Source organism: Arthrobacter bussei, from assembly GCF_009377195.2.
In the GTDB taxonomy this organism is placed as follows: domain Bacteria; phylum Actinomycetota; class Actinomycetes; order Actinomycetales; family Micrococcaceae; genus Arthrobacter_D; species Arthrobacter_D bussei.
Genome location: NZ_VJXX01000001.1, coordinates 702,508 through 729,438, shown reverse-complemented (window position 1 = coordinate 729,438; position 26,931 = coordinate 702,508). Strand labels below are relative to the sequence as shown.

25 protein-coding genes are annotated in these 26,931 nt (G+C 70.7%); 18 read left to right on the top strand and 7 right to left on the bottom strand.

Translation table 11 applies throughout. The features are described 5' to 3' along the window. Nucleotides 1-2: 2 nt before the first annotated feature. Nucleotides 3-980, bottom strand: coding sequence for a type I pantothenate kinase (gene coaA, locus FNH21_RS03340; protein WP_338403138.1), 978 nt, complete (start codon nucleotides 978-980; stop codon nucleotides 3-5). Nucleotides 981-1,041: 61 nt separating this feature from the next. Between coaA and glmS the strand changes: the two genes are divergently transcribed. From glmS to FNH21_RS03290, 10 genes are all read left to right on the top strand, one after another. Beyond that, on the top strand, nucleotides 1,042-2,982 hold the full coding sequence (gene glmS, locus FNH21_RS03335) for a glutamine--fructose-6-phosphate transaminase (isomerizing) (RefSeq protein WP_152812298.1): 1,941 nt from the start codon (nucleotides 1,042-1,044) through the stop codon (nucleotides 2,980-2,982). 57 nt (nucleotides 2,983-3,039) lie between these two features. Further along, nucleotides 3,040-3,411 (top strand): holo-ACP synthase, encoded by a 372-nt coding sequence (locus FNH21_RS03330; protein ID WP_191931736.1) that lies wholly within the window; start codon nucleotides 3,040-3,042, stop codon nucleotides 3,409-3,411. A gap of 44 nt (nucleotides 3,412-3,455) precedes the next feature. Beyond that, nucleotides 3,456-5,018 carry a bifunctional ADP-dependent NAD(P)H-hydrate dehydratase/NAD(P)H-hydrate epimerase gene (locus tag FNH21_RS03325; RefSeq protein ID WP_152812296.1) on the top strand — a complete coding sequence of 521 codons (1,563 nt, stop codon included), beginning with the start codon at nucleotides 3,456-3,458 and terminating at the stop codon, nucleotides 5,016-5,018. 144 nt (nucleotides 5,019-5,162) lie between these two features. After that, nucleotides 5,163-7,349 carry a glycogen debranching protein GlgX gene (gene glgX / locus FNH21_RS03320; RefSeq protein WP_055768216.1) on the top strand — a complete coding sequence of 729 codons (2,187 nt, stop codon included), beginning with the start codon at nucleotides 5,163-5,165 and terminating at the stop codon, nucleotides 7,347-7,349. Between the two features lie 117 nt (nucleotides 7,350-7,466). Beyond that, complete coding sequence (gene treY, locus FNH21_RS03315; RefSeq protein ID WP_191931571.1) at nucleotides 7,467-9,779, top strand: malto-oligosyltrehalose synthase; 2,313 nt, start codon at nucleotides 7,467-7,469, stop codon at nucleotides 9,777-9,779. Then, nucleotides 9,776-11,527 carry a malto-oligosyltrehalose trehalohydrolase gene (gene treZ, locus FNH21_RS03310; RefSeq protein ID WP_152812294.1) on the top strand — a complete coding sequence of 584 codons (1,752 nt, stop codon included), beginning with the start codon at nucleotides 9,776-9,778 and terminating at the stop codon, nucleotides 11,525-11,527. Before treY ends, treZ begins: the two co-directional genes overlap by 4 nt. A gap of 163 nt (nucleotides 11,528-11,690) precedes the next feature. Then, complete coding sequence (locus FNH21_RS03305; protein WP_152812292.1) at nucleotides 11,691-12,896, top strand: GGDEF domain-containing protein; 1,206 nt, start codon at nucleotides 11,691-11,693, stop codon at nucleotides 12,894-12,896. A 52-nt stretch (nucleotides 12,897-12,948) separates the two neighbouring features. Further along, on the top strand, nucleotides 12,949-13,995 hold the full coding sequence (gene mgrA / locus FNH21_RS03300; RefSeq protein ID WP_152812290.1) for an L-glyceraldehyde 3-phosphate reductase: 1,047 nt from the start codon (nucleotides 12,949-12,951) through the stop codon (nucleotides 13,993-13,995). After that, nucleotides 13,995-14,534: a GNAT family N-acetyltransferase gene (locus FNH21_RS03295; RefSeq protein ID WP_152812288.1), complete on the top strand. Its 540-nt coding sequence runs from the start codon at nucleotides 13,995-13,997 to the stop codon at nucleotides 14,532-14,534. The genes mgrA and FNH21_RS03295 overlap by 1 nt, the downstream gene beginning before the upstream one ends. 45 nt (nucleotides 14,535-14,579) lie before the next feature. Continuing rightward, on the top strand, nucleotides 14,580-15,380 hold the full coding sequence (locus FNH21_RS03290) for an HpcH/HpaI aldolase family protein (RefSeq protein ID WP_191931570.1): 801 nt from the start codon (nucleotides 14,580-14,582) through the stop codon (nucleotides 15,378-15,380). On the opposite strand, the gene FNH21_RS03285 is transcribed toward FNH21_RS03290, so the two are convergent. Further along, complete coding sequence (locus tag FNH21_RS03285) at nucleotides 15,335-16,798, bottom strand: family 4 glycosyl hydrolase (RefSeq protein ID WP_338403137.1); 1,464 nt, start codon at nucleotides 16,796-16,798, stop codon at nucleotides 15,335-15,337. The genes FNH21_RS03290 and FNH21_RS03285 overlap by 46 nt on opposite strands. Nucleotides 16,799-16,904: 106 nt before the next feature. Between FNH21_RS03285 and FNH21_RS03280 the strand changes: the two genes are divergently transcribed. After that, a complete protein-coding gene (locus FNH21_RS03280; protein ID WP_152812282.1) occupies nucleotides 16,905-18,044 on the top strand; it encodes a PfkB family carbohydrate kinase in 1,140 nt (379 codons plus the stop codon). A 93-nt stretch (nucleotides 18,045-18,137) separates the two neighbouring features. On the opposite strand, the gene FNH21_RS03275 is transcribed toward FNH21_RS03280, so the two are convergent. The 5 genes from FNH21_RS03275 to FNH21_RS03255 form a co-directional block, all read right to left on the bottom strand. Beyond that, the gene (locus tag FNH21_RS03275; RefSeq protein ID WP_152812280.1) at nucleotides 18,138-19,265 is read right to left on the bottom strand and encodes a hypothetical protein; all 1,128 of its coding nucleotides are present in this window, start codon (nucleotides 19,263-19,265) and stop codon (nucleotides 18,138-18,140) included. Between the two features lie 203 nt (nucleotides 19,266-19,468). Further along, entirely contained in the window at nucleotides 19,469-20,194 is a 726-nt protein-coding gene (locus FNH21_RS03270) for a methyltransferase domain-containing protein (RefSeq protein WP_191931569.1), read from the bottom strand. A 36-nt stretch (nucleotides 20,195-20,230) separates the two neighbouring features. Then, nucleotides 20,231-20,842, bottom strand: coding sequence for a GIY-YIG nuclease family protein (locus tag FNH21_RS03265; protein WP_422108739.1), 612 nt, complete (start codon nucleotides 20,840-20,842; stop codon nucleotides 20,231-20,233). Nucleotides 20,843-20,874: 32 nt separating this feature from the next. Further along, nucleotides 20,875-21,090, bottom strand: a complete 216-nt coding sequence (locus FNH21_RS03260; RefSeq protein ID WP_152812278.1) for an AsnC family protein — start codon at nucleotides 21,088-21,090, stop codon at nucleotides 20,875-20,877. Between the two features lie 81 nt (nucleotides 21,091-21,171). Next, nucleotides 21,172-21,633 (bottom strand): MarR family winged helix-turn-helix transcriptional regulator, encoded by a 462-nt coding sequence (locus FNH21_RS03255; protein ID WP_152812276.1) that lies wholly within the window; start codon nucleotides 21,631-21,633, stop codon nucleotides 21,172-21,174. A 62-nt stretch (nucleotides 21,634-21,695) separates the two neighbouring features. Here FNH21_RS03255 and FNH21_RS03250 point away from each other — a divergent pair, with 62 nt between their 5' ends. The 7 genes from FNH21_RS03250 (at nucleotide 21,696) to FNH21_RS03220 (ending at nucleotide 26,868) form a co-directional block, all read left to right on the top strand. Further along, the gene (locus FNH21_RS03250) at nucleotides 21,696-22,064 is read left to right on the top strand and encodes a VOC family protein (RefSeq protein ID WP_152812274.1); all 369 of its coding nucleotides are present in this window, start codon (nucleotides 21,696-21,698) and stop codon (nucleotides 22,062-22,064) included. Nucleotides 22,065-22,167: 103 nt separating this feature from the next. Further along, complete coding sequence (alr, locus tag FNH21_RS03245) at nucleotides 22,168-23,334, top strand: alanine racemase (RefSeq protein WP_152812272.1); 1,167 nt, start codon at nucleotides 22,168-22,170, stop codon at nucleotides 23,332-23,334. Continuing rightward, nucleotides 23,321-23,875: a tRNA (adenosine(37)-N6)-threonylcarbamoyltransferase complex ATPase subunit type 1 TsaE gene (tsaE, locus tag FNH21_RS03240; protein ID WP_152812270.1), complete on the top strand. Its 555-nt coding sequence runs from the start codon at nucleotides 23,321-23,323 to the stop codon at nucleotides 23,873-23,875. Before alr ends, tsaE begins: the two co-directional genes overlap by 14 nt. A 9-nt stretch (nucleotides 23,876-23,884) precedes the next feature. Beyond that, complete coding sequence (tsaB, locus tag FNH21_RS03235) at nucleotides 23,885-24,577, top strand: tRNA (adenosine(37)-N6)-threonylcarbamoyltransferase complex dimerization subunit type 1 TsaB (protein ID WP_191931568.1); 693 nt, start codon at nucleotides 23,885-23,887, stop codon at nucleotides 24,575-24,577. Next, nucleotides 24,574-25,038, top strand: coding sequence for a ribosomal protein S18-alanine N-acetyltransferase (gene rimI / locus FNH21_RS03230; RefSeq protein ID WP_152812268.1), 465 nt, complete (start codon nucleotides 24,574-24,576; stop codon nucleotides 25,036-25,038). The genes tsaB and rimI overlap by 4 nt, the downstream gene beginning before the upstream one ends. Then, a complete protein-coding gene (gene tsaD, locus FNH21_RS03225) occupies nucleotides 25,035-26,129 on the top strand; it encodes a tRNA (adenosine(37)-N6)-threonylcarbamoyltransferase complex transferase subunit TsaD (RefSeq protein ID WP_191931567.1) in 1,095 nt (364 codons plus the stop codon). Before rimI ends, tsaD begins: the two co-directional genes overlap by 4 nt. A gap of 103 nt (nucleotides 26,130-26,232) precedes the next feature. Then, nucleotides 26,233-26,868, top strand: coding sequence for a GNAT family N-acetyltransferase (locus FNH21_RS03220; protein WP_152812264.1), 636 nt, complete (start codon nucleotides 26,233-26,235; stop codon nucleotides 26,866-26,868). The last annotated feature ends 63 nt before the right edge of the window (nucleotides 26,869-26,931 follow it).

Genomic DNA, 26,931 nt, shown 5'->3' with positions numbered 1-26,931 from the left:
CGTCAGGTCTTCCGCAGGAGCATGCGGCGGACGGAGTGGTCCGCATCCTTGGTGAGGACGAGCTGGGCGCGCCCGCGCGTGGGCAGCACGTTCGCCACCAGGTTGGGCTCGTTGATGCGCTCCCAGATGTCGGTGGCCTTCAGCCGTGCTTCCTCGTCGGTCAGTGTGGCGTACCGGTGGAAGTAGGACTCCGGGTCGGCGAACGCGCTGGAGCGCAGCGACTGGAAGCGGTTGACGTACCACTGCCGGATGTTGCTGGTCTTCGCATCGACGTAGATCGAGAAGTCGAAGAAGTCGCTGAGGGCGAGCCCGGTGATGCCGTCCGGCCTCGGCCGGGCGGGTGCGAGCACGTTGAGCCCCTCGACGATCAGGACGTCCGGCCGCCGCACCACGACCTCCCGACCGGGGACGATGTCATAGGTGAGGTGCGAGTACCAAGGCGCGGTGACCTCGGCGGCGCCGCTCTTGACCTCGCTGACGAACCGCAGCAGGCGGCGCCGGTCGTAGGACTCCGGGAAGCCCTTGCGCTGCATCAGGCCGCGCCGTTCGAGTTCCGCGTTCGGGTAGAGGAAGCCGTCCGTGGTGATCAGTTCCACGTCGGGGGTGTCCGGCCACCGCCTCAGGAGCTCCCGCAGCACCCTCGCCGTCGTCGACTTGCCGACCGCCACGGACCCCGCGACGCCGATCACGAAGGGCGTGCGCGTCGTGGTCTCGCCGAGGAAGGTGTTGGTGGCCTCGTGGAGCCGACCGGCCGCCGCGATGTAGAGGTTGAGGAGGCGGGAGAGCGGGAGGTAGACCTCCCGGACCTCGTCGAGGTTCAGCGCGTCGCCGAGACCGCGCAAGCGCTGCACGTCCTCCATGTTGAGCGGGCTCTCGATCTCATGGGAGAGCCGGGACCACATCTGGCGGTCCAGTTCGACGAACGGTGTGAAGGATTCGGCACTGGTGGCCTGCTGCGTCCCCGTGCTTCTGTCACTCACCCGACGATTCTGCCCGGTGGCCTGCGCAAGAACAAACACGGCCCCCGGTACGCTTGGACCCATGTGTGGAATTGTGGGGTATGTAGGCCGGGACCACGGCCAGGGATCATCGGCGCTCGAATCGGTCGCTCCGGCGTTCGACCAGGAAGCGGCGGACGCGCGGCACGGGGCGCTCGACGTCGTCATGGAGGGGCTCCGGCGCCTCGAGTACCGCGGGTACGACTCCGCGGGCGTCGCCGTGATCACGCCGGCCGGCATCGAGTCGCGGAAGAAGGCGGGGAAGCTCACCAACCTCGTCGCGGAACTGGCAGCGGACCCGCTGCCGCGCTCGCTCACCGGGATCGGGCACACCCGCTGGGCTACCCACGGCGGACCGACGGACCAGAACGCGCACCCGCACCTCGCGGACGGTGGCCGGCTCGCGCTGATCCACAACGGCATCATCGAGAACTATGCCGAGCTGAAGGCCGAGCTGACCGGTGAGGGGCTGACCTTCCTGTCCGACACCGACACCGAGGTGGCTGCCGGCCTCGTCGGCTACATCTACCGCGGGCTCGTGGACAGCGGCGTCCAGGGCGACGTCCTGACCCTCGCCCTGCAGCAGGCCTGCCAGCGCCTCGAGGGCGCCTTCACCCTCCTCGCCATCCACCAGGACCAGCCGGGCGTCGTCGTCGCCGGCCGCCGCAACTCGCCCCTCGTGGTGGGGCTGGGCGACGGCGAGAACTTCCTCGGTTCCGACGTCTCGGGCTTCATCGACTTCACGCGCCGCGCCGTCGAGCTCGGCCAGGACCAGATCGTGACGATCACGCCCGACGCCGTCGCGATTACCGACTTCTTCGGCGCGCCCGCCGAGGGCACGGAGTTCCACGTCAGCTGGGACGCCGCGGCCGCCGAGAAGGGCGGCTTCGACTCCTTCATGGAGAAGGAGATCCACGACCAGCCCGACGCCGTCGGCCAGACGCTCCTCGGCCGCTCCGACGTCTCCGGGAACCTCGTCCTCGACGAACTGCGCATCGACGAGTCGATCCTGCGCTCCGTCGACAAGATCGTGGTGCTCGCCTGCGGTACCTCCGCGTATGCCGGCCAGGTCGCCAAGTACGCGATCGAGCACTGGTGCCGCATCCCTACCGAGGTGGAACTCTCCCACGAGTTCCGGTACCGCGACCCGATCGTGAACGAGAAGACCCTCGTGGTCGCCATCTCGCAGTCGGGCGAGACCATGGACACGCTCATGGCCGTCCGCTACGCCCGCGAGCAGGGTGCCAAGGTGGTCGCCATCTGCAACACCAACGGGTCCACCATCCCGCGCGAATCCGACGCCGTCCTCTACACGCATGCCGGACCCGAGATTGCCGTCGCCTCGACGAAGGCGTTCCTCGCCCAGATCACCGCCGCCTACCTGCTGGGCCTGTACCTGGCGCAGCTGCGCGGCAACAAGTACCGCGACGAGATCGCCGACGTGCTGACCGACCTGTCCGCCATCCCGGCGAAGATCCAGGCGATCCTCGACGACGCCGACAAGATCAAGCAGCTCGGCGCAGACATGGTGAACGCGAAGTCGGTGCTGTTCCTCGGCCGCCATGTCGGCTTCCCCGTGGCCATGGAGGGTGCGCTCAAGCTCAAGGAGCTCGCGTACATCCACGCAGAAGGCTTCGCCGCCGGCGAGCTCAAGCACGGACCGATCGCCCTGATCGAGGAGGGCCAGCCCGTCGTCGTGGTCATGCCGTCCTCGAGCGCCCGCGACTCCCTGCACGCCAAGGTCGTCTCCAACGTCCAGGAGATCCGCGCCCGCGGCGCCGTGACGATCGTGATCGCCGAAGAGGGCGACACCTCGGTGGAGGCCTATTCCGAGCACGTCTTCTACGTGCCGGCCTCGCCGACGCTGCTGGCACCGCTGCTGACCACCGTCCCGCTCCAGATCTTCGCCCTGGCCCTGGCCAGCGCGAAGGGCTACGACGTGGACCAGCCGCGCAACCTGGCGAAGTCGGTCACGGTTGAGTAGATCCATCGGGATGCCGCCGCGGCTCCGTGCCGCGGCGGCACCGTGCGGGGCGTCCCGGTGATCGTCGGGATCGGCGTCGACGTGGTGGACATCGAGCGCTTCCGGAAGCAGCTCGAACGTACCCCCGCCCTGCTGGAGCGGCTCTTCGTACCGTCCGAGCGACTGCTGAACACGCGGTCCCTCGCCGCGCGCTTCGCCGCCAAAGAGGCCATCGCGAAGGCGATCGGCGCTCCCGTGGGGATGAACTGGCAGCACTGCACCATCGACGTCGACGCAGCGGGTGCGCCCTCGGTCGTCGTCGACGGGACAGTGGCCGACGCCGCCCGCGCCCGCGGGGTGGAGACGTGGCACCTGTCCATCAGCCACGACGGCGGCCTCGCCACGGCGATGGTCGTCGCAGAAGGCCATACACCGCCGGGCACCAGATAGTAACCGTACTGATTATCGGGCCGGGTACCGCTAAGCTCGACCATATGCTTGAAGCTTTCTCCGGGGGAGACGTCCGCGCCGCGGAGGCCCCCCTCATCGACGCCGGGCGGGGTGACGCCCTGATGCAGCGGGCGGCGCACGGGCTGTTCGGCGTCGCGCTCGGGCTGCTGCGTGAGGCCGGCCGCAGCACCTACGGTGCCACCGCCGTCGTCCTCGCCGGCAGCGGCAACAACGGTGCGGACGCCCTGTACGCGGGCGAGCGGCTCCTCCGCCGCGGCGTCGGCGCCACGGCCGTCCTCCTGTCGGACCGGGTACACGCCGCCTCGCTCGACGCCTTCCTCCGTGCCGGGGGCACGAGCGTCACGCTCGAGGACGGCGCCGACGCGGGAGCGCTCGCCCGCCACGCCGCCACTGCCGACCTCGTCCTCGACGGCATCATCGGTACGGGCTCGGGCGGGAACCTGGGCGGCAGCGCCCGGGCGTTCGCCGAAGCCTTCACCTCCGTCGCCGGCCCCCGTGGACGGCGGACGGCCCTCGTGGTGGCCTGCGACCTGCCCAGCGGGATCGGCGTCGACACGGGGCGCGTCGACGGACCGGTCATCGCCGCGGACGCCACCGTCACGTTCGGTGCCGCCAAGCCCGGACTCCTGCTCGGGGACGGTGCCCTGGCGGCGGGGGAGCTGAACGTCGTCGACCTCGGGCTGGATCTCTCCGCCCTCACCCCCGCGGTCCGGAGCCTGCTCGACGCCGATGTCGCCGCCCTCCTGCGCCGTCCCACGGCCCAGGACCACAAGTACTCCCGCGGGGTGCTCGGCGTCGCCGCCGGCTCGGCCCGCTACCCCGGCGCTGCGGCCCTGGCCGTCGGCGCGGCCCTCGCCACGGGTCTCGGCATGGTCCGCTATCTCGGTCCCGACGCCGTCGCGGCCCTCGTCCACCAGCGCAACCCCGAGGTGGTGGCCTCCGGGGGTTCCATCGGCGAGGCCCGGTCGCAGGCCTGGCTCGTGGGTCCGGGCGCCGTGGACGACGAGGACCAGCGCGTGCGCGCCGTCGAGGCGATAACCGCCGGACTGCCCGTGGTGGTGGATGCCGGTGCGCTCTCCGAGGTGCCCGAGCGCGTGGGACCCCAGGTGATCCTGACTCCCCATGCCGGTGAACTCAGCCAACTGCTCGCCGGGCGCGGTGTCGACGCCGACCGGGCGGCCATCGAGGCCGAGCCCGCGCACTATGCACTCCGCGCAGCCGAGATGACCGGCGCCACGGTGCTGCTCAAGGGCTTCACCACCGTCGTCGCGGCGCCGTCGGGCACCCTGTTCGCACAGACCGACGCAAGCCCCTGGCTGTCCACCGCGGGCTCGGGTGACACCCTCTCGGGTATCATCGGGGCCCTCGCCGCGACCCTGGCGGAGGACGACGGCGCCGCCGGTCGCGTCGGCGTCGCGCAGGAGGACCTCTGGGCGGCGACCGCGGCCGCAGGGGCGCTGCTGCACGGCCGTGCCGGACAGCGGGCCGCGCTGCGCGGACCCGTCGTCGTCTCGACCCTCCCGTCGGACATCGGAGCCGTCGTCGCCGACCTCCTCGAAGGGCGTCGCCTAGCCGCCGTCCCGTAGGAGAGGGTCGACGCCGTTAACCGCGTCGACAGACGAATGCGCTATGTATGGAGCAGGCGCTCCGGAGCACCAGGACCCCGGAGACTGCGAGCACCACCGCCACGGCCCCGAGGGGATCGTGGCGTATGACACCAAGGAGAACCAATGGAACTATGGCCCGGCGATGCTTACCCCCTGGGAGCCACCTATGACGGCACCGGCACGAATTTCGCGCTGTTCAGCGAGATCGCGGACTCCGTGGTCCTCTGCCTCTTCGACGACGACGGCACCGAGACGTGCGTCGAGCTGAAGGAGGTCGACGGCTACGTGTGGCACGGCTACCTGCCGCACGTGACCCCGGGGCAGAAGTACGGCTACCGCGTTCACGGCCCCAACAATCCGGCCGAGGGACACCGCTGCAACCCGAACAAGCTCCTGCTGGATCCCTATGCGAAGGCGATCTCCGGTGACCTGGACTGGGACCAGGCCCTGTTCGGCTACAACTTCGGTGACGAGCACTCGGTCAACAACGAGGACTCCGCCGCCCACATGATGCTCGGCGTCGTCGTGAACCCGTTCTTCAACTGGGACGGCGACCGCATGCCGCGGACGCCCTACCACCAGTCCGTCATCTACGAGGCCCACGTCAAGGGCCTCACGCAGCTGCACCCGGACATCCCCGAGGAGCAGCGCGGTACCTACGCCGGCGTGGCGCACCCGTCCGTCATCGCGCACCTGCAGAAGCTCGGCGTCACGGCGATCGAGCTCATGCCCGTACACCAGTTCGTGAACGACAGCACGCTGCAGGAGAAGGGCCTCTCGAACTACTGGGGCTACAACACCATCGGCTTCTTCGCGCCGCACAACAAGTACAACTCCTCCGGCGACCAGGGCGAGCAGGTCCAGGAGTTCAAGGCGATGGTGCGCGAGCTGCACCTCGCCGGCATCGAGGTCATCCTCGACGTGGTCTACAACCACACCGCCGAAGGCAACCACATGGGCCCCACCATCTCGATGCGCGGCATCGACAATGCGGCCTACTACCGCCTGGTGGAGGACGACAAGCAGTACTACATGGACACCACCGGCACCGGCAACTCGCTGAACGTCGGCAACCCGCACTCCCTGCAGCTGCTCATGGACTCGCTGCGCTACTGGGTCACCGAGATGCACGTGGACGGTTTCCGCTTCGACCTCGCCTCGGCCCTGGCCCGCGAGTTCTACGAGGTGGACCGGCTCTCGGCCTTCTTCGAACTCGTCCAGCAGGACCCGATCGTCTCGCAGGTGAAGCTCATCGCCGAGCCGTGGGACGTCGGCCCCGGCGGCTACCAGGTGGGCAACTTCCCGCCGCAGTGGACCGAGTGGAACGGCAAGTACCGCGACACCGTGCGCGACTTCTGGCGCGGCGAGCACTCGAGCATCGGCGAGTTCGCCTCGCGGCTCACCGGCTCGGCGGACCTGTACGAGCACTCGATGCGCCGCCCCGTCGCATCCATCAACTTCGTCACGGCCCACGACGGCTTCACCCTGCGCGACCTCGTCTCCTACAACGAGAAGCACAACGAGGCCAACGGCGAGGACAACAACGACGGCGAATCGCACAACCGCTCCTGGAACGGCGGGGCCGAAGGGCCCACCGACGATCCCGAGGTCCTCGCGATCCGGGTGCGCCAGCAGCGCAACTTCATCGCCACCCTCCTGCTCTCGCAGGGCGTGCCGATGCTGCTGCACGGCGACGAGCTCGGCCGCACGCAGGAGGGCAACAACAACACCTACTGCCAGGACTCCGAGCTCAGCTGGGTGCACTGGGACAAGATGGACCAGCCCCTGCTCGAATTCACCGCGGCCGTCAATCGGCTGCGGTCCGAGCACCCCACGTTCCGGCGCCGCCGCTTCTTCGACGGACGGCCCGTGCGCCGAGGCGAGGGCGAGGCGCTGCCGGACATCGTGTGGCTGGACACCGCCGGCGAGCTCATGGCCCCCGAGGACTGGGACAGCGGCTTCGGCCGTTCGATCGGTGTCTTCCTCAACGGCCAGGGCATCCAGGGGCGCGACGCCCGCGGCCAGCGGATCGTCGATGCCAACTTCCTGCTGTACTTCAACGCGCACGACGAGGCCGTGGACTTCACGATCCCCTCGGACGAGTACGGGACGTCGTGGGACGAGGTGATCGACACGGCCGGCAAGTACGCGGACAGTGAGGCGATCCCGGCCGGCAAGACCATCGCGGTCGAGGGGAAGTCGATGGTCGTCCTACGGGCGCACTCGGAGGTCGAGGATCTCGACCACTCGGTCGCGGCGTCCCTGGCGATCCTCGCCAACGAAGTCACGGCGAAGACCGGCACCCCCTAGCACCACCTGGCATCACGCAGCACCACGGGGTGCACCCGCGCAGTCCAGCCGGGTGCACCCCCTCCACGTCGTAACCACCACCGCCCGTACCACCGCCCGTCCAGGAGGACCCCCACCGTGCTGACACCGACATCGACCTACCGGCTGCAGATCCGGAGCGAGTTCGACCTGCACCGGGCCGCGGCCCTGGTGCCGTACCTGCACGACCTCGGGGTGGACTGGGTCTACCTCTCCCCGATCCTGACGGCGGAGAAGGGCTCCGGCCACGGCTACGACGTCACCGACCCCACCGCCGTCGACCCCGACCGCGGAGGGCCCTCGGGCCTCGCCGCGCTCAGCGGGGCCGCGCGGGCCGCCGGGATGGGTGTCCTCGTGGACATCGTCCCGAACCACATGGGCATCGAGACCCCCGCGGACAACGCCTGGTGGTGGCAGCTCCTGAAGGAGGGCCCCACCTCGCGCATGGCGGAGGCTTTCGACGTCGACTGGGACGCCAACGGCGGCCGGCTCCGCGTGCCGGTCCTCGGCGACGGTGACGGCGAGCTCGATCAGCTCACCGTCGTCGACGGCGAACTGCACTACTACGACAACCGCTATCCGATCGCGGACGGCACCGCACATCCCGGTGACAGCGGTGCCGCGGTGCACGACCGCCAGCACTACGAGCTCGTCAACTGGCGCCGGGCGGACAGCGAACTGAACTACCGGCGCTTCTTCGGCGTCAACAGCCTGGCCGGGCTCCGGGTCGAGGTGCCCTGGGTCTTCCAGGAGAGCCACAGCGAGGTGAAGCGGTGGTTCGACGAGGGACTCGTGGACGGCCTGCGCATCGACCACCCGGACGGCCTCGCCGATCCGAAGGGCTACCTCGACGACCTGCGGGCCCTCACCGGCGGCGCCTACGTGCTGGTCGAGAAGATCCTCGAGCCGGGGGAGAAGCTCCCCACCGACTGGGCCACCGAGGGAACCACCGGATACGACGCCCTCGCGGACGTCGACCGGCTCTTCACGGACCCGGCCGGCGAGCACGCGCTCACGGCCACCGTCCCCGTCGACCCGTTCCACGAGATGATCCACGGGACCAAGCGCGGCATCGCCGACGGCATCCTGCGCTCCGAGGTCCTGCGGCTCGCTCGCCTCGTACCCGCCGAGGCAGGGCTCGACGCGGCGGCGGCTGCGGATGCGATCGCCGAACTGCTCACCTGCTTCCCGGTCTACCGCAGCTACCTCCCGGGCGGCGCCGAGTACCTCGCCGAGGCCGTGCGCGATGCGCAGGTCCGTCGCCCCGACCTCGCCGACACCATCGCCGCGCTGCACCCGCTGCTGAACCCCTTCCTCGAAGGTGACGGCGTGTGGACCGAACTCGCCCAGCGCTTCCAGCAGACCTCCGGGATGGTCATGGCGAAGGGCGTCGAGGACACCGCGTTCTACCGGTACTCGCGGCTCGTCTCGCTGAACGAGGTGGGAGCGGACCCCGCGATCTTCGCGATCGATCCGCTCGAGCTGCACCGCCGGCTGCTCGAACGCCAGACCGAGGCCCCCCTCGCCATGACGACGCTGAGCACGCACGACACCAAGCGCAGCGAGGACACGCGGACCCGGATCTCGGTCATCTCCGAGCTCGCGGACGAGTGGACCGGTGTCCTCGCGCAGCTCGAGGAGCTGGCGCCCATCGGTGACCCGACCTTCGCGCCGCTGCTGTGGCAGTCGCTCATCGGCGCGTGGCCGCTCACGCGCGAGCGGGCCCATGCCTACGCGGAGAAGGCCTCCCGCGAGGCCGACCTCAGCACGCACTGGACGGCGCCGGACGAGGACTTCGAGCGCGGGATGCACTCGGCCGTCGACGCCGCGTTCGACGACGACGCCGTCTCGGCCCTCGTGTCCGCTTTCGTCGAGCGCATCCGGCAGGCCGGCTGGTCCAACTCGATCGGCCTCAAGCTGCTGCAGCTCACCATGCCCGGCGTGCCGGACGTGTACCAGGGCACAGAGTTCTGGGACACCTCGCTCGTGGACCCCGACAACCGCCGCGAGGTGGACTACGACGCACGCCGGAAGGTCCTGACCGACCTCGCCTTCGGCGCGCTGCCGCAGCTCGGCGAGGACGCCCACGCCAAGCTGCTCGTCGTCACGCGGGCACTCACCCTGCGCAGGGACCGCCCCGAACTGTTCACCGGGTACACCGCCGTCGTCCCGTCCGGCGAGGCCGCCGACCACGTGTTCGGCTTCGACCGCGGTGGAGCCGTCACCCTCATCACGCGCCTGCCCTACGGGCTCGACCGGCGTGGTGGGTGGGGCGACACCACCGTCGAGCTGCCCGCCGGCAGCTACACGTGCGTGCTCACCGGGACCTCGGTCTCCGGGGGGACCGTCCGGGCGGCAGACCTCTTCTCCACCTTCCCCGCAGCCCTACTGGTCCAGGAGGACGCAGCATGAGCACCTTCGATGTCTGGGCGCCGCGCGCCCGATCCCTCACCCTCGTCGTCGAGGGGACGCAGTACCCCATGACGCAGGACGACGGCGGCTGGTGGCAGCCGGCCGAGGCCCCGACGTCGAGCGATGACGTCTCCTACGGGTACCTGGTGGACGGGTCCGACACACCCGTCCCTGATCCGCGCTCGCGCAGGCAGCCCGAGGGCGTCCACCAGCTCTCGCGGACCTTCGACCCCTCCGCGCACGCATGGCAGGACGGCGCCTGGCGGTCGCCCGGGATGAACGGCGGCGTCATCTACGAGATGCACCTCGGCACCTTCACGCCCGAGGGCACGCTCGACGCCGCCATCGGGAAGCTCGACCACTTGGTGGACCTCGGGGTGCAGTACGTGGAGCTGCTGCCCGTCAACGCCTTCAACGGCACGCACAACTGGGGCTACGACGGCGTGCTCTGGTACGCCGTCCAGGAGACGTACGGCGGGCCGGCGGCTTACCAGCGGTTCGTCGACGCCGCCCACCAGCGCGGCCTCGGGGTCATCCAGGACGTCGTGTACAACCACCTCGGTCCCAGCGGCAACTACCTCGGGCTCTTCGGTCCATACCTGACCGAGGGCATGTCCAACACGTGGGGTGACTCCCTGAACCTCGACGGGCCCCAGTCCGACGAGGTGCGGGAGTACGTCCTGCAGAACCTCCTCATGTGGTTCACCGACTACCACGTGGACGGGCTGCGGCTCGACGCCGTGCATGCCCTGCACGACGAGCGCGCCGTGCACATCCTCGAGGAGTTCGGTGCCCGGACGGACGCCTGCGCCGAGGAGCTCGGGAAGCCCCTGTTCCTCATCGCCGAATCGGACCTGAACAATCCGCGCCTGATCCAGACCCGCGACGTCGGCGGGTACGGCCTCGCCGGCCAGTGGAGCGACGATTTCCACCACGCGGTGCACGTCAACCTGACGCGGGAGACCGAGGGGTACTACCTCGACTTCGATTCCGTGGGTGCGCTCGCCAAGGTCCTCGAGAAGGGCTTCTTCCACAACGGGACCTACTCCTCCTTCCGTGAACGACACCACGGACGGGAGATCGATCCGGCGCGCGTCACACCCCTTCAGCTCGTCGTCTGCACGCAGAACCACGACCAGATCGGCAACCGGGCGGCAGGGGACCGCATCAGTGCCACCCTGAACCCGGCGCAGCTGGCACAGGCAGCGGTCCTCAACATCCTCGGGCCGTTCACCCCGATGCTGTTCATGGGGGAGGAGTACGGTGCGTCGACGCCGTGGCCGTTCTTCACCTCCCACCCGGAGCCGGAGCTCGGCAGGGCGACGGCGGAGGGCCGGCTGAAGGAGTTCGAACGCATGGGCTGGCGCCCGGAGGACGTCCCCAACCCGCAGGACCCTGCGACGTTCGCCTCGGCGAAGCTCGACTGGGCCGAGGCGGAGCAGGGCCACCACGCCGAGCTGCTCGCGACCTACCGGCACCTGATCAGCCTCCGCCGTGACCGCGTGGAACTCCGGGACGCCGATTTCACCACCGTCTCCGTCGACTTCGACGAGGACGGCCGCTGGATCGTGCTGCACCGGGGGCACACCTCGGTGCTGCTGAACCTGGGTGAGCACCAGGTGTCGGTCCCCGTGCGCGCAGCCGGCGCCGAGGTCCTCCTGTCCACCGTCGACGGGGTCGGACTGCTCGACGACGCGGTCCAGCTCCCGCCGCACGCCTCCCTCGTGCTGTCGCGGGCGGAGGCCTAGCCCGCGGGCTCAGGAGAACGGCAAGGTTGGGGCAGGACCGTCCGCCGCGGGCCGTAAGGGTCGGTGCGCTCCTGCATACTGGGCTGGAGATTCCTCCCGGACGGGGGGCGGACCGCGTGGTCGAGTGTCGGCGGGGTCCGGGAGAGACGAGGCGGATCACATCATGACCCTGGACATCACGACCCTGCGGGTGGCTTTCGGAGCCGTTGCCGTCACCCTGTTCGTGCTGTTCTACACGGTGTCCTTCCGCCAGACCCGCTCCGCGTACAGCGCCTGGTGGTGTGCCGCGATCGCGTTCTTCTTCACGGGGTCCACCGGCTACCTGCTGGACGGGACGGTCCACCAGGTGTGGGCGAACCCGCTGTCCAACACGCTGCTCGTCATGGGGACGGTCAGCGTCTGGGCCGGCGCGCGGACCCTCAGGACCAGCAAGCCGGCCTGGCTCCAGCTCTCCGCAGCACCGCTGCTGACGCTGCTGGCCTCGGTGGTGGACCCCCCGGCCACGAACACGTGGTCGGGCGGGCCGGTCTTCCTCGGGATGATGTCCCTGACCATCGGACTCGCCTCGTGGGAGCTCTGGCGCCTGCCGAGCAGCTACAGCCGTGTCGAGGCACCCCTCGCGGTCGCTTCCGCGCTGGTGTCCGTGCTGTACTTCGTCCGGTGCATCGCGTTCATCGCCGAAGGGCAGAACGGCTACGTCTTCACCACCTACGTCGGCTCGGGTGTCACCACGCTGATCACCCTGGTGCTGCTCGTGGTCGTCTCCTTCAGTGCGGCTGCCCTCAGCGCCGAGCAGATCGCCACCGACCTGCGGGCGCGGGCGGACCGCGACGCCCTCACGGGCCTGCTCAACCGTTCGGGGTTCCTCGATCTCGCAGCGCTGCACACCGATCGCCTCGCACGGGCAGGTCGTCCGGGCGCCCTCATCCTCGCGGACCTGGACTTCTTCAAGGCCGTCAACGACACCTACGGGCATGCGGCGGGGGATGCGGTGCTCAGGGCCTTCGCCGAGGCGTCGACCGAGACGGTGCGTTCCACCGATCTCGTGGGCCGTTACGGAGGCGAGGAGTTCATCTTCCTGCTGCCCGGCGCGTCGGCCGCGCGCAGCGAGGACATCGCGCGGGACGTCAGTATGGCCCTCCAGGGGCGCCGGGCACCGGACGGGTTCGACATGCCGACGGTCAGCTACGGTATCGCCGCCCTGGACGCCCTGGACTACGACCTCGACGCCACCATCGCGGCCGCCGATCAGGCCCTGTACGCGGCGAAGGCGAGTGGCAGGGACAAGGCGGTCCGTGCCATCCGCCCCGCAGGTACCACCGGAGGGTCCTCCGCGGAACCACCGCACGGTTCCGTCCGCACCCCGTGAGGGGTGCCTGCCGCGGACGATGAGTGACGTACCGCTCACCTAGGATGAGGAAATGACCTTCCACCCCGCCGAAGACCGCTACGATTCCATGCCCTACCGCCGCGTGGGAAAGAGCGGATTGCAGTTGCCCGCCGTCTCCCTCGGCCTGTGGCACAACTTCGGGGACGACAAGCCCTTCGACGTGCAGCGTGACATCCTGCGCCGGGCCTTCGACCTCGGCGTCACCCACTTCGACCTCGCGAACAACTACGGGCCGCCCTACGGCAGTGCCGAGACGAATTTCGGCCGGCACCTGAAGGACGACTTCCGCCCGTTCCGGGACGAGCTCGTGATCTCGAGCAAGGCCGGCTACGACATGTGGCCCGGACCCTACGGCGACTTCGGGTCCCGCAAGTACCTGCTGGCGAGCCTCGACCAGTCGCTCGGCCGCATGGGCCTCGAGTACGTGGACATCTTCTACAGCCACCGGCCGGACCCGGCGACGCCCCTCGAGGAGACGATGGGTGCCCTCGACACCGCGGTCCGCTCCGGACGCGCGCTCTACGCGGGCATCTCCTCCTACTCGCCCGAGCAGACCCTGCAGGCAGCGGCCATCCTGCGGGATCTCGGCACCCCGCTGCTCATCCACCAGCCCTCCTACTCCATGCTCAACCGCTGGGTGGAGAACGGCACCCCGAACCTCCCCGAGGCGCTCGAGCAGGCGGGCGCCGGATCGATCGCGTTCTCGCCGCTGGCCCAGGGGCTCCTCACGAACCGCTACCTGCACGGTGTCCCCGCCGACTCGCGCGCGGCCGCGCACAAGTCACTGTCCGAGGACTCGCTGTCCGAGGACAACCTGCGGCGCATCCGGGGCTTGAACGCGATCGCCGAGGACCGCGGGCAGACCCTCGCGCAGATGGCCATCGCCTGGATCATCCGTCCGCAGCCCAAGGGCACCGCCGTCACCTCGGCCCTGATCGGCGCTTCCAGCGTCCGCCAGCTCGAGGACAGTCTGACGGCCGTGCAGAACCTCGACTTCACTGCGGAGGAACTGCACGCGATCGACGAGTTCGCGGTGGACTCGGACATCAACACCTGGACGAAGGGCCGCCAGGGCTGATGCTGCGCTTCCGGGAGGCCTGGGCCGGCGACTGGCCCGCCCTCTGGACCCTGATGGAACCCGTGGTCCGGGCGGGGGAGACCTACTGCTGGGAGCGGGACATGGACGAGGAAGCCGCCCGGCGGGAATGGCTCCCCGGACCGGCGGGGCCCGATCCGACCCTCACGGTGTTCGTCGCCCTCGAGCCGGCCACGGACTGTGTCATCGCCACCGCACAGCTGCACGCCAATCGAGGAGGGCCGGGGGCGCACGTCGCCAACGCCTCCTTCCTGGTCGCCGCGGAGGCGGCGGGCCGCGGCGTCGGACGGGCCCTCGCCGGCCACGTGCTGGCAGAAGCCCGGGAGGGGGGATACACGGCCATGCAGTTCAACGCCGTGGTGCAGACCAACGAACGGGCGGTGGCCCTGTGGACGTCGCTCGGGTTCGGAATCGTCGGCACCGTGCCCCGTGCGTTCCACCACCCCGTCCTCGGCCCGACGGGCCTGCACATCATGCATCGCTTCCTCGAGCCGGCGGCACCGGCCGATGGGGAGGGCTGACCGTCACGCTCGGAATCCGGGGCGATGGGGGGCCACAATGGGAGCATGACTGCCGATGCGACCGTCCATGATCCGCTGCTCGGTGTCTGGGCGACGCTCGGCGAATCCCGCCTGACCCGTGAACTCGCCGGCGCGGGCCCCGGATGGGTCGCCCTCGACGCGCAGCACGGGCACTTCGACGACCGCTCCCTCCGCGAAGCGCTCCTCCACCGCCCTGCGGGCTCGGCCCCGATGCTCGTCCGGGTCGGAGCGAACGATCCCGCCCTGATCGGGCGTGCCCTGGATGCGGGCGCCGACGGCGTCGTCGTCCCCCTCGTGGACAGTGTCGCCGACGCCCTGGCAGCGTCGTCCGCCAGCCACTATCCGCCGCTCGGTACCCGGAGCTGGGGTCCGCTCCACGGCAGCCGGCCCGTCCATGCCCCGGGCGGCGACGCCGGCCCCCATGCGGTACCGCTCTGCGCCGTGCTGATCGAGACCGCCGCGGGACTCGACGCGGCCCGGGACATCGCCGCGGTCGACGGCGTCGACATGCTGTTCGTGGGGCCGTTCGACCTGTCCCTGGCGCTGGGCCTGCAGGTGGACGAGCTGCTGGCGGCGACCGACGACGACGCGCCGCTGCCGAGGATCGTCCGGGCCTGCCGCGACGCCGGCATCACCGCAGGCGCGTACGCCGGTTCGCCGGAGCGGGCCGCGCTCCTCGCGGCGTCGGGTTTCCACTGGATCGCCTCAACCACGGACACGGCCCTGCTCGCGCTCGGCGTGGCGGGCCTCCGCGAGAACCTGCGCCGCGCCGCCTCCGATCAGTCGGCCCAGAACTCCGCGAGTGCGGGGAACGCCCTCTCGTAGCCCGCGAGAACCGCCGTCGCGGCGTGGAACGAGTCGACCAGCGGGTGCCCGGCGAAGGCGCGGAGGGCCGCTTCGCGATCGCGGTGCACCGCGGCTCGGACGGTGTCCTGCTCCACGGCCTTGACGGCGGCCATGAGCCCGAGCTGGTGCGCGGTCAGGGGAGCCGCGGGACGCGGCGCGGCCCCGGAGGCCTTGACGACCGCCGGCACCTCCACGACGGCGGTCTCCGGGAGTTCGGGGAACGTGGTCCCGTTCCGCACGTTGAGGATGAGTTCGGCCGGCCGGTCGGTCAGCAGCGCCCGCATGACCCGCAGCGCCACGCGTTCGTAGCCGCCACCGGCGAGATCGGCCTCGTCCCGCTGCTCGTCGGCGGTCCGTGCCTCGGCGAGGTAGCCGGATTCGCGCTCCCGTCGCGCGTCCTCCCAGGCGCCGAACGGGTCGACGGCCTCGGCGAGGCGGGGGTAGAGGCCCTGCTGCTGATCACGGAGGATCTCGCCGCGCGTCCTGTCCGCACCCCGGATGGCGCGCAGGGCCTCGCGGTGGAAGTAGTAGTAGAACAGGTACTCGTTCGGCAGGGCGCCGAGGGTGCCGAGCAGGTCCGGCCCGAACAGCCGTCCCTCCTCGAAGGAGCCGAGCCGCAGGGGATCCGCGAGCAGGGCCGGCAGACGGTCGCCGTCCCGTGCTGCGGCCGACGGCGATCCGCCGTCGTGCCCGTGTGCCTGCCCGTGTGCCTGCCCGTGTGCCTGCTCGTGTGCCTGTCCGGCCGACGCGCCGGCGTCGAGCCTGCGCAGCCACCCGAGGTGGTTCAGGCCCACGTAGTCGACGCCTGCGAGCGAGTCCCTGAGGTCCAGGCCGACGGCGCGGGCGGCACGGGTGACGAGCCCCGAGGCGGAGTCGCAGATGCCGATGACCCGGTGGCCCAGGACGGCGGAGACCGCCTCGGTGACCATCCCGGCGGGGTTCGTGAAGTTGATCAGCCAGGCCTCCGGGGCGAGCTGCCGCATCGCGGTGGCCAGCCGCAGCATGTCGGGGATGGAGCGCAGGGCGTAGGAGATCCCGCCTGCTCCGACGGTCTCCTGGCCGAGCAGGCCCGCTTCGAGGGCCACGCGTTCGTCGAGCACGCGCCCGTCCGCCCCGCCGCTGCGCACGGCCGCGAAGACGATGTCCGCGCCGGGGAGGGCGCGCGCGAGATCCGTCTCCACGCGGACCGTCGGGCCGGGCGTCCCCGTCGCCAGGGGCATCGCCTGCAGCACCCGGGCGATCGCGCGCGCCCGTCCCTCCGAGGCATCGAGCAGGACGACGTCGGACACGAGGCCGGCGAACGGCCCGTCCGCCAGCGCCCTGTACACCAGGGGAACGCGGAAGCCGCCGCCACCGACAATCACGAGGGTGGCTCCCGGTCCGATCGATGAGCGCACTGCTGGACCCGCTTCCGTGATCGTGGGGGCCGCCGGCGCTCCGCCGCCCGTGGTGGTGCGGGCATTCGTGGCCCGCTGCCCTCGTCTTGCAAGTATTGTGCCGTACATGTCCCCACAGCACCGGTTCGATCCGCTGGCGGCAACGCGCGGCCCGGACGGCCCCGAGTTCGACCTCCTCCTCGCCGGGCAGGTGTTCTTCGACATCATCTTCACGGGCCTCGAGCAGCTGCCGTCGCCGGGGACCGAGGTGTGGACCGACGGGATGGGGTCGGGGCCCGGGGGGATCGCGAACCAGGCCATCGCGGCGAGCAGGCTGGGCCTGCGCACCACACTCGCGGCCGCGTTCGGCGATGACGGGTACGGGCAGTTCAACTGGGACGTCCTGCAGGACCAGGAGCACGTGGACCTCTCGCGGTCGCGGGTGTTCGGGCAGTGGCACTCGCCCGTCACCGTGTCCCTGTCGGTGCACCAGGACCGGTCGATGATCACGCACGGGCACCCGTCGCCGCTGCGCGCCTCGGAACTGATCGGGACGCCGCCGTCGTGCCGCGCCGCCGTCGTCGGTGTGGAGCAGGAGGTGGAGCCCTGGGCGCGTGCCGCCGCGGCCGCGGGGACGAAGCTGTTCGGCGACGTGGGCTGGGACCCGGAGGGGGAGTGGGCGCCCGAGACGCTGGCTTCGCTCGAACACTTCTACGCGTTCATGCCGAACGCCGTGGAGGCCATGGCCTACACGCGGACCGAGGACCCATGGGCTGCGCTCTACTCCCTCGCCGATCGCGTGCCGGTCGCCGTGGTGACGGTGGGCCAGCAGGGCGCCATCGCGATCGACTCGCTGACGGGTGAGGAGGAGTGGGTGCCGGCGCTCCCCGTCTCGGCCTACGATCCGACCGGCGCAGGGGACTGCTTCGGGGCGGCCTTCGTCATGGGCGACCTCGCCGGGTTCCCCCTCGCCGACCGGCTGAGCTTCGCCAATCTGTGCGCCTCCCTGTCGGTCCAGCACGTGGGCGGGTCACTGGCGGCGCCCGGGTGGGGCGACATCGCGGACTGGTGGCACCGGGTGAATACAGGGCGCGACGGCGTCCGGAAGCAGTGGCTGCGGCGCTACGCCTTCCTCGAGGACCTGGTGTCCGACGTCCCCACGGAGGCCGTGCGCCGGGCCTCGGCGACCATCGCCCGGCATTCCGACGCCGCGCCGTCGTCGGGCCCGGCGGAGGCGCGACGCGAGGGGATCGGCGACCTGGGCTGAGCGGTGCCGCCCCGAGGACCGGCCGGGGACGGGTGGACGGCCGAGGGAGCACCGACGGGAACCGTCGGCACGGACCGTCGCGGCCCCCAGGTCCTACGACTCGTCGAGGACCTCTCCCACGTACTGGATGGTCAGCACCGGCGACTCCAGTTCGTCGATGCCGGCCACCAGGGCGACATAGGCCTTCTCGCCCTCGAAGCCGGGCGCGATGTAGTGGTAACTCTTCCAGGCGGGGTGCTCGGCAGCCCCGTGCCACGCGATGTACAGGAGGAGATCCTCCCACTCGGAGTCCTGCGGGAGCCCGGTGAAATCCAGGGCGTCCAGGACGGCCTGCTCGACGGCGACCGGGCACAGGAAGTAGTGCCGTGAGGCGTAGGGGCTGATGTCGACGAGATCACCGTTCCTGAGCGCCGCCTGCCGCGAGGTCCCGGGGTACTTCTCGGGCACCTCGCTGGTCACCTGGTGCTCGAGGAGATCGATCTGCTCCGTGCTGGGCTGTCCCTCCGGATGGAGGTACGGATTCACGCGTGCCGCGGCGTCGTAGGGCGTGAACCAGGACGACGCGGCGTCGTCGTCCTCTCCGGACGTGCGCTGGTAGGTCCCCTGCAGCGCGTCCGTGTCCTCCAGGAGCCCGCTCACGGTGCGGTCGATCCCGATCGCCCCGAGCTTCGTCCCGTACTTGGCGTCGGCGTGCCGGACGCCGCTGCGGGCGAAGCAGTAGACCGCCAGCCCGTGCGCGAACGTCCGCGCCCGGTCCCACCCCAGCTCGAACTCCGCGGCGACCTCGGAGAGCACGACGGCGAAGCGCTGCAGGAAGCCGGAGGTGTAGTGCGACCGGTACGCACGGGGCAGGGTGTCCACCACGCGGGCCGCGGCCGAGGTGACGTAGGCGCTGACGTCACCGTCGGTGGTCTCGAGGGTGCGCAGGGCGAAGATGTCCTCGAAGATGCCGTCGAGGACGATCGGGATGGATCGGCGGAGGGCGCCGCGCAGCAGTTGCGCCTGGACGAGGGCGTGGAGCCGCTCCTCCGGGGAGTCGTAGTTCGACGCGGGCAGCTGGCCGTCCTCGTCGAGCTGCATGCGGCCGATGCACGCGCCCTGCAGCTCGGGCCCACCGAAGTAGCCCAAGAGGGTGATGTCGATCCCCTCGAGCCTCCGGCCCTCGTTGATCAGGTCGATCTGCCGGGGCGGCAGGTTCTGCGGGTCGATCTCCGGTACCACTGTGCTCCTTGCTCGGCGTGGCGCCAGACTAGCAGCAGCCGGCATCATCCTCCGGGCTCCGGGTCGATGCAGCCGGGCCGCGGGGTCGGGTCGCGACGTGTGGGAGGATGCGCCCGTGCGTGGACGGGGGGCGCGTCGAGCGAGGCAGCGGGATCGGTCGGCGCGTGGCAGCGCGAGGTCTCTGCGGCCGGCGAGGAATCCCGTCAGCGCCGACGCGCGACGACCACCAGCTCGCGCCCGGGCCGGTCGGGAGCGTCGCGGATGTCGTCGACCTCGAATCCGGTGCGGTCGAGCTGGCGTCGGACGTCGGTCTCGCCCCGGAAGCGGAGCGTCGAGTCCGAGGTGAGCACCTGCCCGTCGCGGTGGAAGACGAAGGTCCAGCGGAAGCTGACGAGCGGCAGCGCGACGTCGGTGAGCGCCACCCAGCTCTCCACCGGACCGGTTCCCTCGACCTCGGTGGTCGTCCGGCTCTCGTTCTCCGTCCACTGCTCCCAGCCCCTCGCCTCCGGGACCCGGGTCTCCAGCACGAAGCGGCCTCCCGGTCGCAGGCCGGCGTGCACGTGGGCCAGCGTGGCGAGCCACTCGGCCTCGTCCACGATCGCCTGGGCGGCATTCCCCGTCATCAGCACCAGATCCGCGGAGCGCTCGGGGATCACCGCGGCGTCACCGTGCAGCCACCTGACCGCCGCGGCGCCGTCCTTGGCGCGTGCCACCCCGAGCGACGCGGAGGCGGGATCCACCCCGACGACCCGCGCGCCCTGCGCTGCGATCAGCAGCGCGAGGACCCCGGTGCCGCACCCGAGATCGACGACGTCCACCGCGTCGAACTCGGCGACCATGCCGACATACGGTTCGAGGTCGCTCCGGTCCGGGTCGAGGGCGTCGTAGATCGCCGCGAGCCGCGGATGCTCGAAGATGTCATCAGGCACGAGGTCCTCCTGCAGGTCGGCACATCGGGGAACAGCTCAGCCTCGCAGAGCCGCCGCTTCGCCGAGCCAGCGCGCATACAGTGCCCAGGGGTCGACGACGCCGGCGGACAGCCGCCCGATGTGTGCCTCGAGGTCCGGGGTCGTGGTGAACCATTCCGACCTGTCGCGTCGTGAGGCCGTGAACTGTTCGTGACGGCGGTGTTCCACGAGCCGGTCGCCCCGTTCGAAGGCGAGGAGCTCGTCGTGCCAGATCCGCGCCAGGCGACGGCGAGGGCTCGCGGTGGTGCCGATCTTGATGCGGTCCCGGAAGCGGAGGTAGTAGACGACGTCCACCCTCGGGGGTGGGAGGCCGTCGTCGAGGATCGCGCCGACGGGCCACTCGCAGGCAGCGCACACCCAGCCCGACGGATACCGGACGCCGAGCCGCGAACCGCAGGCACGGCAGGCGGAAGGCAGGAGGTCGGTGACTCCCGACGCCGTGTCCGACCATTCGGCGACGAGGGCCACGTGCGCCGGACAGAGGGCGAACGGCGCGTCCTCCACCGGTCGCCCGCAGAGCCCGCCGCCGTCGTCCGGCAGGACGCAGCCGGGAGGGGATTCGAACACGTCGTCGATCTTCCCGGCCGGCGGCAGGGAATGCAAGGTCACATCGAGCAGCGACCCGAGCCGAGGCGGCGGCGCTACTGCTTGCCGTATTTGCGGTGCACCGCCTGCTTGCTGACGCCGAGGGACTGGGCGATGGCCTCCCAGGAGAGACCGGCCTGACGGGCCCTGCGGACCAGCCCCGCCTCCGCCCGCCCGATCTCCCTCTGCAGTTCCGCGACCGCCTGCAGCGATGCGGCGGGTCCTTCCCCGTCCATCGAGCCGATGAGTGTCTTCATGCGCTCCACCTCCATTCGTCAACATTAGTTGACGAGCGGCAGGGAGGGCAAGAGTGCCGTGCGGGTATCAGGCGGCAGGCCGAGGGCGGACCACCGTCATCCCTGCCCGTTCGGCACGTCATTCTCACGAAGCGACCGGACCATGCCCTGCAGCACCCGGAAGGCGTCCGACTGCTCCTGCGGCGTCATGCCCCGGAGCATCCGCGCCTCCACCGACCGGACGGCCGCGCTCGCCTGCTCGAGGCGTCGCCTGCCCAGCGGGGTGAGCGTGACGGGGAGGGTCCTGCCCGCTGGAGCCTGGGCCGGCCGCGTCACGGATCCGTCCCGTTCCAGCGCGTGCAGCAGCACGTTCATCGACTGCCGGGTCACGAAGGCCCCGCGGGCGAGGTCGGAGTTGGACAGGCCGGGGCGCTGAGCGAGGAGTTCGAGGCAGGAGTAGTGCGTGACGGTCATGTCGAGGGGGCGGAGGACAGCTTCCATGGCAGCCCTGAGGCTGCTCGACGCTTCCTTCAGCAGGTACCCCACGGAGGATTCGAGCTGGATCCGGTCTTGACTCATGTCAGAATTCTGACATACAGTCGGCCGTGTCAGATAACTGACATAAGAGAAAGCAGGCTCCCATGCCCGTCACCGGCCCCGATTTCATCTCCCTCCAGGTTCAGCACCTGGACGCTTCCCGGGCGTTCTACGAGCAGTACCTCGGTCTCGTCCGGTCCCCGACGGGGCCACCGCACGCCGTCGTCTTCGAGACGACGCCCATTGCCTTCGCGCTGCGCAGCGTCATCCCCGGAACCGCTCCCGCCTCCGCGTCGCACCCCGGGATCGGGACGGCCATCTGGCTCCACGCCACCGATGTCCAGTCCATCCACGACGCCCTGGTGGCCGACGGCCACACCATCGTCGCGGGTCCCGAGGGCGGGCCCTTCGGCCTGACCTTCACCCTCGCCGATCCCGACGGATACCGGATCACCCTCCACGACCGCGCGTGAGGAGGGCCGCGCGGTCCAGGCGGATACGCGACGAGCACACCCTCGCAGGGCCGGCGGCCGTCTCGGCGGTCGTCACCGGGCAGCGCGGGCACAAGCTGGCAGAATGGACCGCGTGACTTTCCCCGAGCGTGTGGCAGAGATCGATCTCGACGCACTGCGACACAATGTCCGACAGCTGCGCGATGTGGCGCATCCAGCGCGCGTGATGGCTGTCGTGAAGGCCGATGCCTACGGACACGGTGCTGTCCCGGTGGCCCGCGCAGCCCTCGAGGCCGGCGCCGCCTGGCTGGGTGTGGCTCACGTCAGCGAAGGGGTGGCCCTCCGCAGGGCCGGGATAGAGGCGCCGATCCTCGCGTGGCTGCACACCTCGGGGACCGACTTCACGGCCGGTGTCGAACAGGGGCTCGATCTCGGCATCTCGGGCTGGGAACTCGAGCACATCGTGGCGTCGGCGAGGGAACTGGAGCGCCCCGCGATCGTGCACCTGAAGATCGACACCGGGCTGGGCAGGAACGGCTGCCCGCCGGACAAGTGGGACGCCCTGCTGAGCCGTGCAGTGGAGTACCAGGAGGAGGGGCTCATCCGCGTGGTCGGGATCTTCTCGCACCTCGCGGTCGCCGACGAGCCCGCCCGGCCGGAGACGGACCTCCAGGTCACGGCGTTCCGGGAGGCCGTCGGTGCCGCCGAGAACGCCGGGATCGACGTCGAGGTACGGCATCTGGCCAACACTCCGGCCACGTTCTCCCGGCCGGACTGCCACTTCGACCTCGTCCGGGTAGGGCTCGGCATCTACGGGCTCTCGCCGTTCGCGGACCAGGGCTCTGCCGATCTCGGGCTGAAGCCCGTCATGACCTTCAGCACCGTGGTCTCCCACTGCAAGGAGGTGCCCGCCGGCCAGGGGGTGTCCTACGGCTTCGCGTACCGCACGCAGAAGGCGACCACGCTGGGCCTCATCCCCGTCGGCTACGGCGACGGGGTGCCACGCATCGCCACCGGTGCACCCGTGCTCGTCGAGGGACGGATGTATCCGGTGGTGGGCAGGATCGCGATGGACCAGCTCGTCGTCGACTTCGGTGCGACAGGCCTCGCCGACACACCGAACAGCCTGCTCGGCCGGCGGGCCGTACTCTTCGGCGGGTCGGGTGCGCCCGCCGTCGAGGACTGGGCGGCGGCCGCCCAGACCATCAACTACGAGATCGTCACCCGGATCAGCGACCGCGTGGAACGCGTGTACCGCGAGGCGTCGCAGGAGAGCGATGACGACGCCTGAGTGGTCCATGGCGTTCGACGTCGGTTCGGCCGCGGAACTGCAGGCGCTCGCGGAGCAGCTCGCGCACCAGCTGGCTCCGGGTGACCTGCTGGTCCTCTCCGGGGAGCTGGGGGCGGGGAAGACCACGTTCACTCAGGGGCTGGGGCGCGGGCTCGCTGTCGAGGAGCGCATCATCTCGCCGACCTTCGTCCTCGTGCGCCAGCACCCCTCCGCCGTGTCCGGACCGGGCCTCATCCACGTCGATGCCTACCGCCTCGAGAGTGCTGCCGCGGTGGACGACCTCGACCTCGAGGCGACCCTCGCCGCCAACGTCACCGTGATCGAGTGGGGAGCGGGCCGTGTGGAGCACCTCAGCGACAGCCACCTCCTCGTGGACATCATCCGTCCCACCGGCGGTGGGACGGGTGCCGGCAGGGCGGGGGAGCCCGCCGTCCTGACGACCGACTTCGACGATGACGGCGAGGACGAGGTGCGCGGCGTCACGCTGGCGGGCGTCGGCCCGCGCTGGCGGGGAGGGCCCCCGGCACTCGCGCTCGACTAGGCTGGACGGGTGCTCCTCCTCGCCCTCGACACGTCCGCCGCGGCCACCGTCGCGCTCCTGGCCGACGACACCGTCGTCGGCCGGTTCAGCAGCGGCGACACCCGCTCGCACGCCGAAGTGCTCGCGCCCGCCATCCGGCAGATCCTCGCGGATGCCGGCGTCACCGGAGCCGATCTCGACGCGATCGTCGCCGGCGTGGGGCCGGGTCCGTTCACCGGCCTGAGGGCCGGCCTCGTCACGGCGCGGACCCTGAGCTTCGTCTGGGACGTCCCGCTGCACGGCGTGATGAGCCTCGACGCCCTCGCCCTCGCAGCCGTGGCCGCCGGCGCGGTCGACGCCGGAAGCACGTTCCTCGTGGGCACGGACGCCCGTCGGGGCGAGGTGTACTGGGCTTCCTACCGCGCGGGCGGCTCGCAGGACATGGACGTCGCAGGGCCACCGGAGCTGCTGGACGGTCCGCACGTCGGTGCCGCCGGTACCCTCCCCCCGGGCGTGCCGCTGGTCGGACGGGCGGCGAGCCTGTACCCGTCCGACGTCGTCGGTGTCCCGGCCTTCGCCGCCGCTGATCCGGACGCCGTGTCCCTCGGCCGTGCCGCCCGGTCGCGGATCCTCTCGGATCTGCCGCTGCTGGACACCACGCCGCTCTACCTGCGCGAATCCGATGCCCGCGTCCCCGGACCCCGGAAGCGGGCCACGGCATGAGCTTCACCCTGCGCGGCCTCGCCTTCGAGGACATCGAGACCATCGGGCGGCTGGAGAACGAGCTGTTCCCCACGGACGCGTGGCCGCTCGAGATGTTCTACACCGAGTTCTTCCAGCCGGACACGCGGCGCTACATCGTGGCCGAGGTGGACGGTGCGGCGGTGGGTTACGCAGGGGTGATGGTCATCGACACGACGGCGGACATCCAGACCATCGGCGTGCTGCCCCGCTTCGAGGGGCAGGGCATCGGGCGAGCCATGCTGACGGAACTGCTCGACGAGGCCCGACGGCGAGGCGCGGAGACGGTGATACTGGAGGTGCGCGCCGACAACCCGCGCGCCCAGCAGCTCTACGCCAGGTTCGGCTTCGAACAGATCCACACCCGGAGGAAGTACTACCGGGACGGGGTGGACGCATGGGTCATGCGGCTCGTCCTGGCCCCCGCGGAAGGGACGGCGTGATGAGCGCGCAGCCGCTCGTCCTCGGTATCGAGTCCTCCTGCGACGAGACCGGTGTCGGCATCGTCCGCGGGACCGAGCTGCTGACCAACACCGTGTCCTCCTCCATGGACGAGCACGTGCGCTTCGGCGGCGTGATCCCCGAGATCGCGTCGCGGGCCCACCTCGAGGCCTTCGTGCCGACGCTGCGCGCCGCACTCGACGACGCCGGGGTGACGCTCGGGGAGATCGATGCAATCGCCGTCACTGCCGGGCCGGGCCTCTCCGGAGCCCTCATGGTCGGTGTCTCCGCGGCCAAGGCGCTCGCCGTAGCAACGGGCAAGCCGCTCTACGCGATCAACCACCTCGTGGCGCACGTCGGCGTCGGAGTCCTCGGCGGGACGTTCCCCGAGGGCCTCCCGCCGAACCTCGGCGCCCTCCTCGTATCAGGCGGCCACACGGAGATCCTCCGCGTCGGAGACCTGGCGCACGACGTCGAACTGCTCGGGTCCACGATCGACGACGCCGCGGGGGAGGCGTACGACAAGACCGCACGGATCCTCGGGCTCGGCTATCCCGGCGGTCCTGCCATCGACCGGGTCGCGCGCGACGGTGACCCCAGGGCCATCAGGTACCCCCGCGGGCTGTCGCAGCCCAAGTACATGGGGACGGCCGGCGAGCCGGGACCGCACCGCTACGACTGGTCCTTCAGCGGGCTCAAGACGGCCGTCGCCCGGAGTGTGGAGCAGCACGAGGCCGCCGGACTCGAGCTGCCGGTCGCGGACATCGCCGCGTCCTTCCAGGAAGCCGTGGTGGACGTCATCACGTCGAAGGCCGTCCTGGCCTGCCGCGAACACGGGATCACGAACCTCCTCCTCGGGGGCGGGGTCGCCGCGAATCGTCGGCTGCGCGAGCTGGCCGCCGAGCGCTGCGGAGCTGCGGGGATCACGCTGACGGTCCCTGCGCCATCGCTGTGCACCGACAACGGTGCCATGGTCGCAGCCCTGGGCGCGCAGATCGTCCTCGGAGGCCGACGACCGAGCGGCATCACCTTCGGGACGGATCCCTCGCTCCCGGTGACGAGCATCGCCCTGCCGGACAGGAACCATCAGTAGGCATACCGCTAGGCAAACTAGCTTTACAGGAACTGTACTAAAGGCTAGGTTGGAATCCAGGTCGAGAAGACGGCCTGACACTCCTTTGACCTCTGGTGACGCCATGACCATTGCTCCAGCTTCTTCACGCCCCTCGACCATCGCCGCCGGTGACCCGGCCGACCTCCTCGAGGTGTCCTCGCGGACCCCGCACGACGACGACGCCGGTTTCGACGGCTGGCCGGGCATGGCCTCGACGGGCGACCTCGGGGCCGTATACGCCGACCCCGAGCCGACGACCCTCCCGTGGTCGCTCGATGATGCGACGACACGCCAGCTCCGCCGCTGGAGCAACCAGCTCTACAGGCTCCTCGATTCCGCCGCCCCGCCCTTCGGTGCCTCCGACGATTACGAGCGGGTCGTCGACGAGCTCGGACGCCGCGAGGAGCAGGCGCGAGAGGGGGCGGCCGGGGCCCGCCGTCGGGACTCCTTCCGCGACAATCCGCTCAACCGCCGCTTCGAGCTGTTCCAGGACGGCATCCTCGCCGGCTACGTGTCCTACTCCATGCGGGCCGGGTGCCTGCGGCTGCACCGGACGGTCGTCGCCGATGCCTTCGAGGGGGCCGGGCTGGAGCAGATCCTCATCCGCAACGTCCTGCTCGACGCCCACAGGCGGCGCCTGTCCGCCCTGCCCTACTGCGGCGAGGTGCAGGCCTTCCTGGCGGGCAACCCGCAGTACAGGGCGCTGCTCGCCGGTTGACCAGCGGTGCCGAGGGGTCTGCCGGCCAGGATGCGGCCGTTGACCACGAGGGCGCGGGACGGA

Bases quoted from the DNA above. Each gene is read 5' to 3' on its own strand.
- glmS (WP_152812298.1), top strand. From the start codon at position 1,042: ATGTGTGGAATTGTGGGGTATGTAGGCCGGGACCACGGCCAGGGATCA.
- FNH21_RS03325 (WP_152812296.1), top strand. From the start codon at position 3,456: ATGCTTGAAGCTTTCTCCGGGGGAGACGTCCGCGCCGCGGAGGCCCCC.
- glgX (WP_055768216.1), top strand. From the start codon at position 5,163: ATGGAACTATGGCCCGGCGATGCTTACCCCCTGGGAGCCACCTATGAC.
- treZ (WP_152812294.1), top strand. From the start codon at position 9,776: ATGAGCACCTTCGATGTCTGGGCGCCGCGCGCCCGATCCCTCACCCTC.
- FNH21_RS03305 (WP_152812292.1), top strand. From the start codon at position 11,691: ATGACCCTGGACATCACGACCCTGCGGGTGGCTTTCGGAGCCGTTGCC.
- mgrA (WP_152812290.1), top strand. From the start codon at position 12,949: ATGACCTTCCACCCCGCCGAAGACCGCTACGATTCCATGCCCTACCGC.
- FNH21_RS03295 (WP_152812288.1), top strand. From the start codon at position 13,995: ATGCTGCGCTTCCGGGAGGCCTGGGCCGGCGACTGGCCCGCCCTCTGG.
- FNH21_RS03290 (WP_191931570.1), top strand. From the start codon at position 14,580: ATGACTGCCGATGCGACCGTCCATGATCCGCTGCTCGGTGTCTGGGCG.
- FNH21_RS03280 (WP_152812282.1), top strand. From the start codon at position 16,905: ATGTCCCCACAGCACCGGTTCGATCCGCTGGCGGCAACGCGCGGCCCG.
- FNH21_RS03260 (WP_152812278.1), bottom strand. From the start codon at position 21,090: ATGGAGGTGGAGCGCATGAAGACACTCATCGGCTCGATGGACGGGGAA.
- FNH21_RS03255 (WP_152812276.1), bottom strand. From the start codon at position 21,633: ATGAGTCAAGACCGGATCCAGCTCGAATCCTCCGTGGGGTACCTGCTG.
- FNH21_RS03250 (WP_152812274.1), top strand. From the start codon at position 21,696: ATGCCCGTCACCGGCCCCGATTTCATCTCCCTCCAGGTTCAGCACCTG.
- alr (WP_152812272.1), top strand. From the start codon at position 22,168: ATGGACCGCGTGACTTTCCCCGAGCGTGTGGCAGAGATCGATCTCGAC.
- tsaE (WP_152812270.1), top strand. From the start codon at position 23,321: ATGACGACGCCTGAGTGGTCCATGGCGTTCGACGTCGGTTCGGCCGCG.
- rimI (WP_152812268.1), top strand. From the start codon at position 24,574: ATGAGCTTCACCCTGCGCGGCCTCGCCTTCGAGGACATCGAGACCATC.
- FNH21_RS03220 (WP_152812264.1), top strand. From the start codon at position 26,233: ATGACCATTGCTCCAGCTTCTTCACGCCCCTCGACCATCGCCGCCGGT.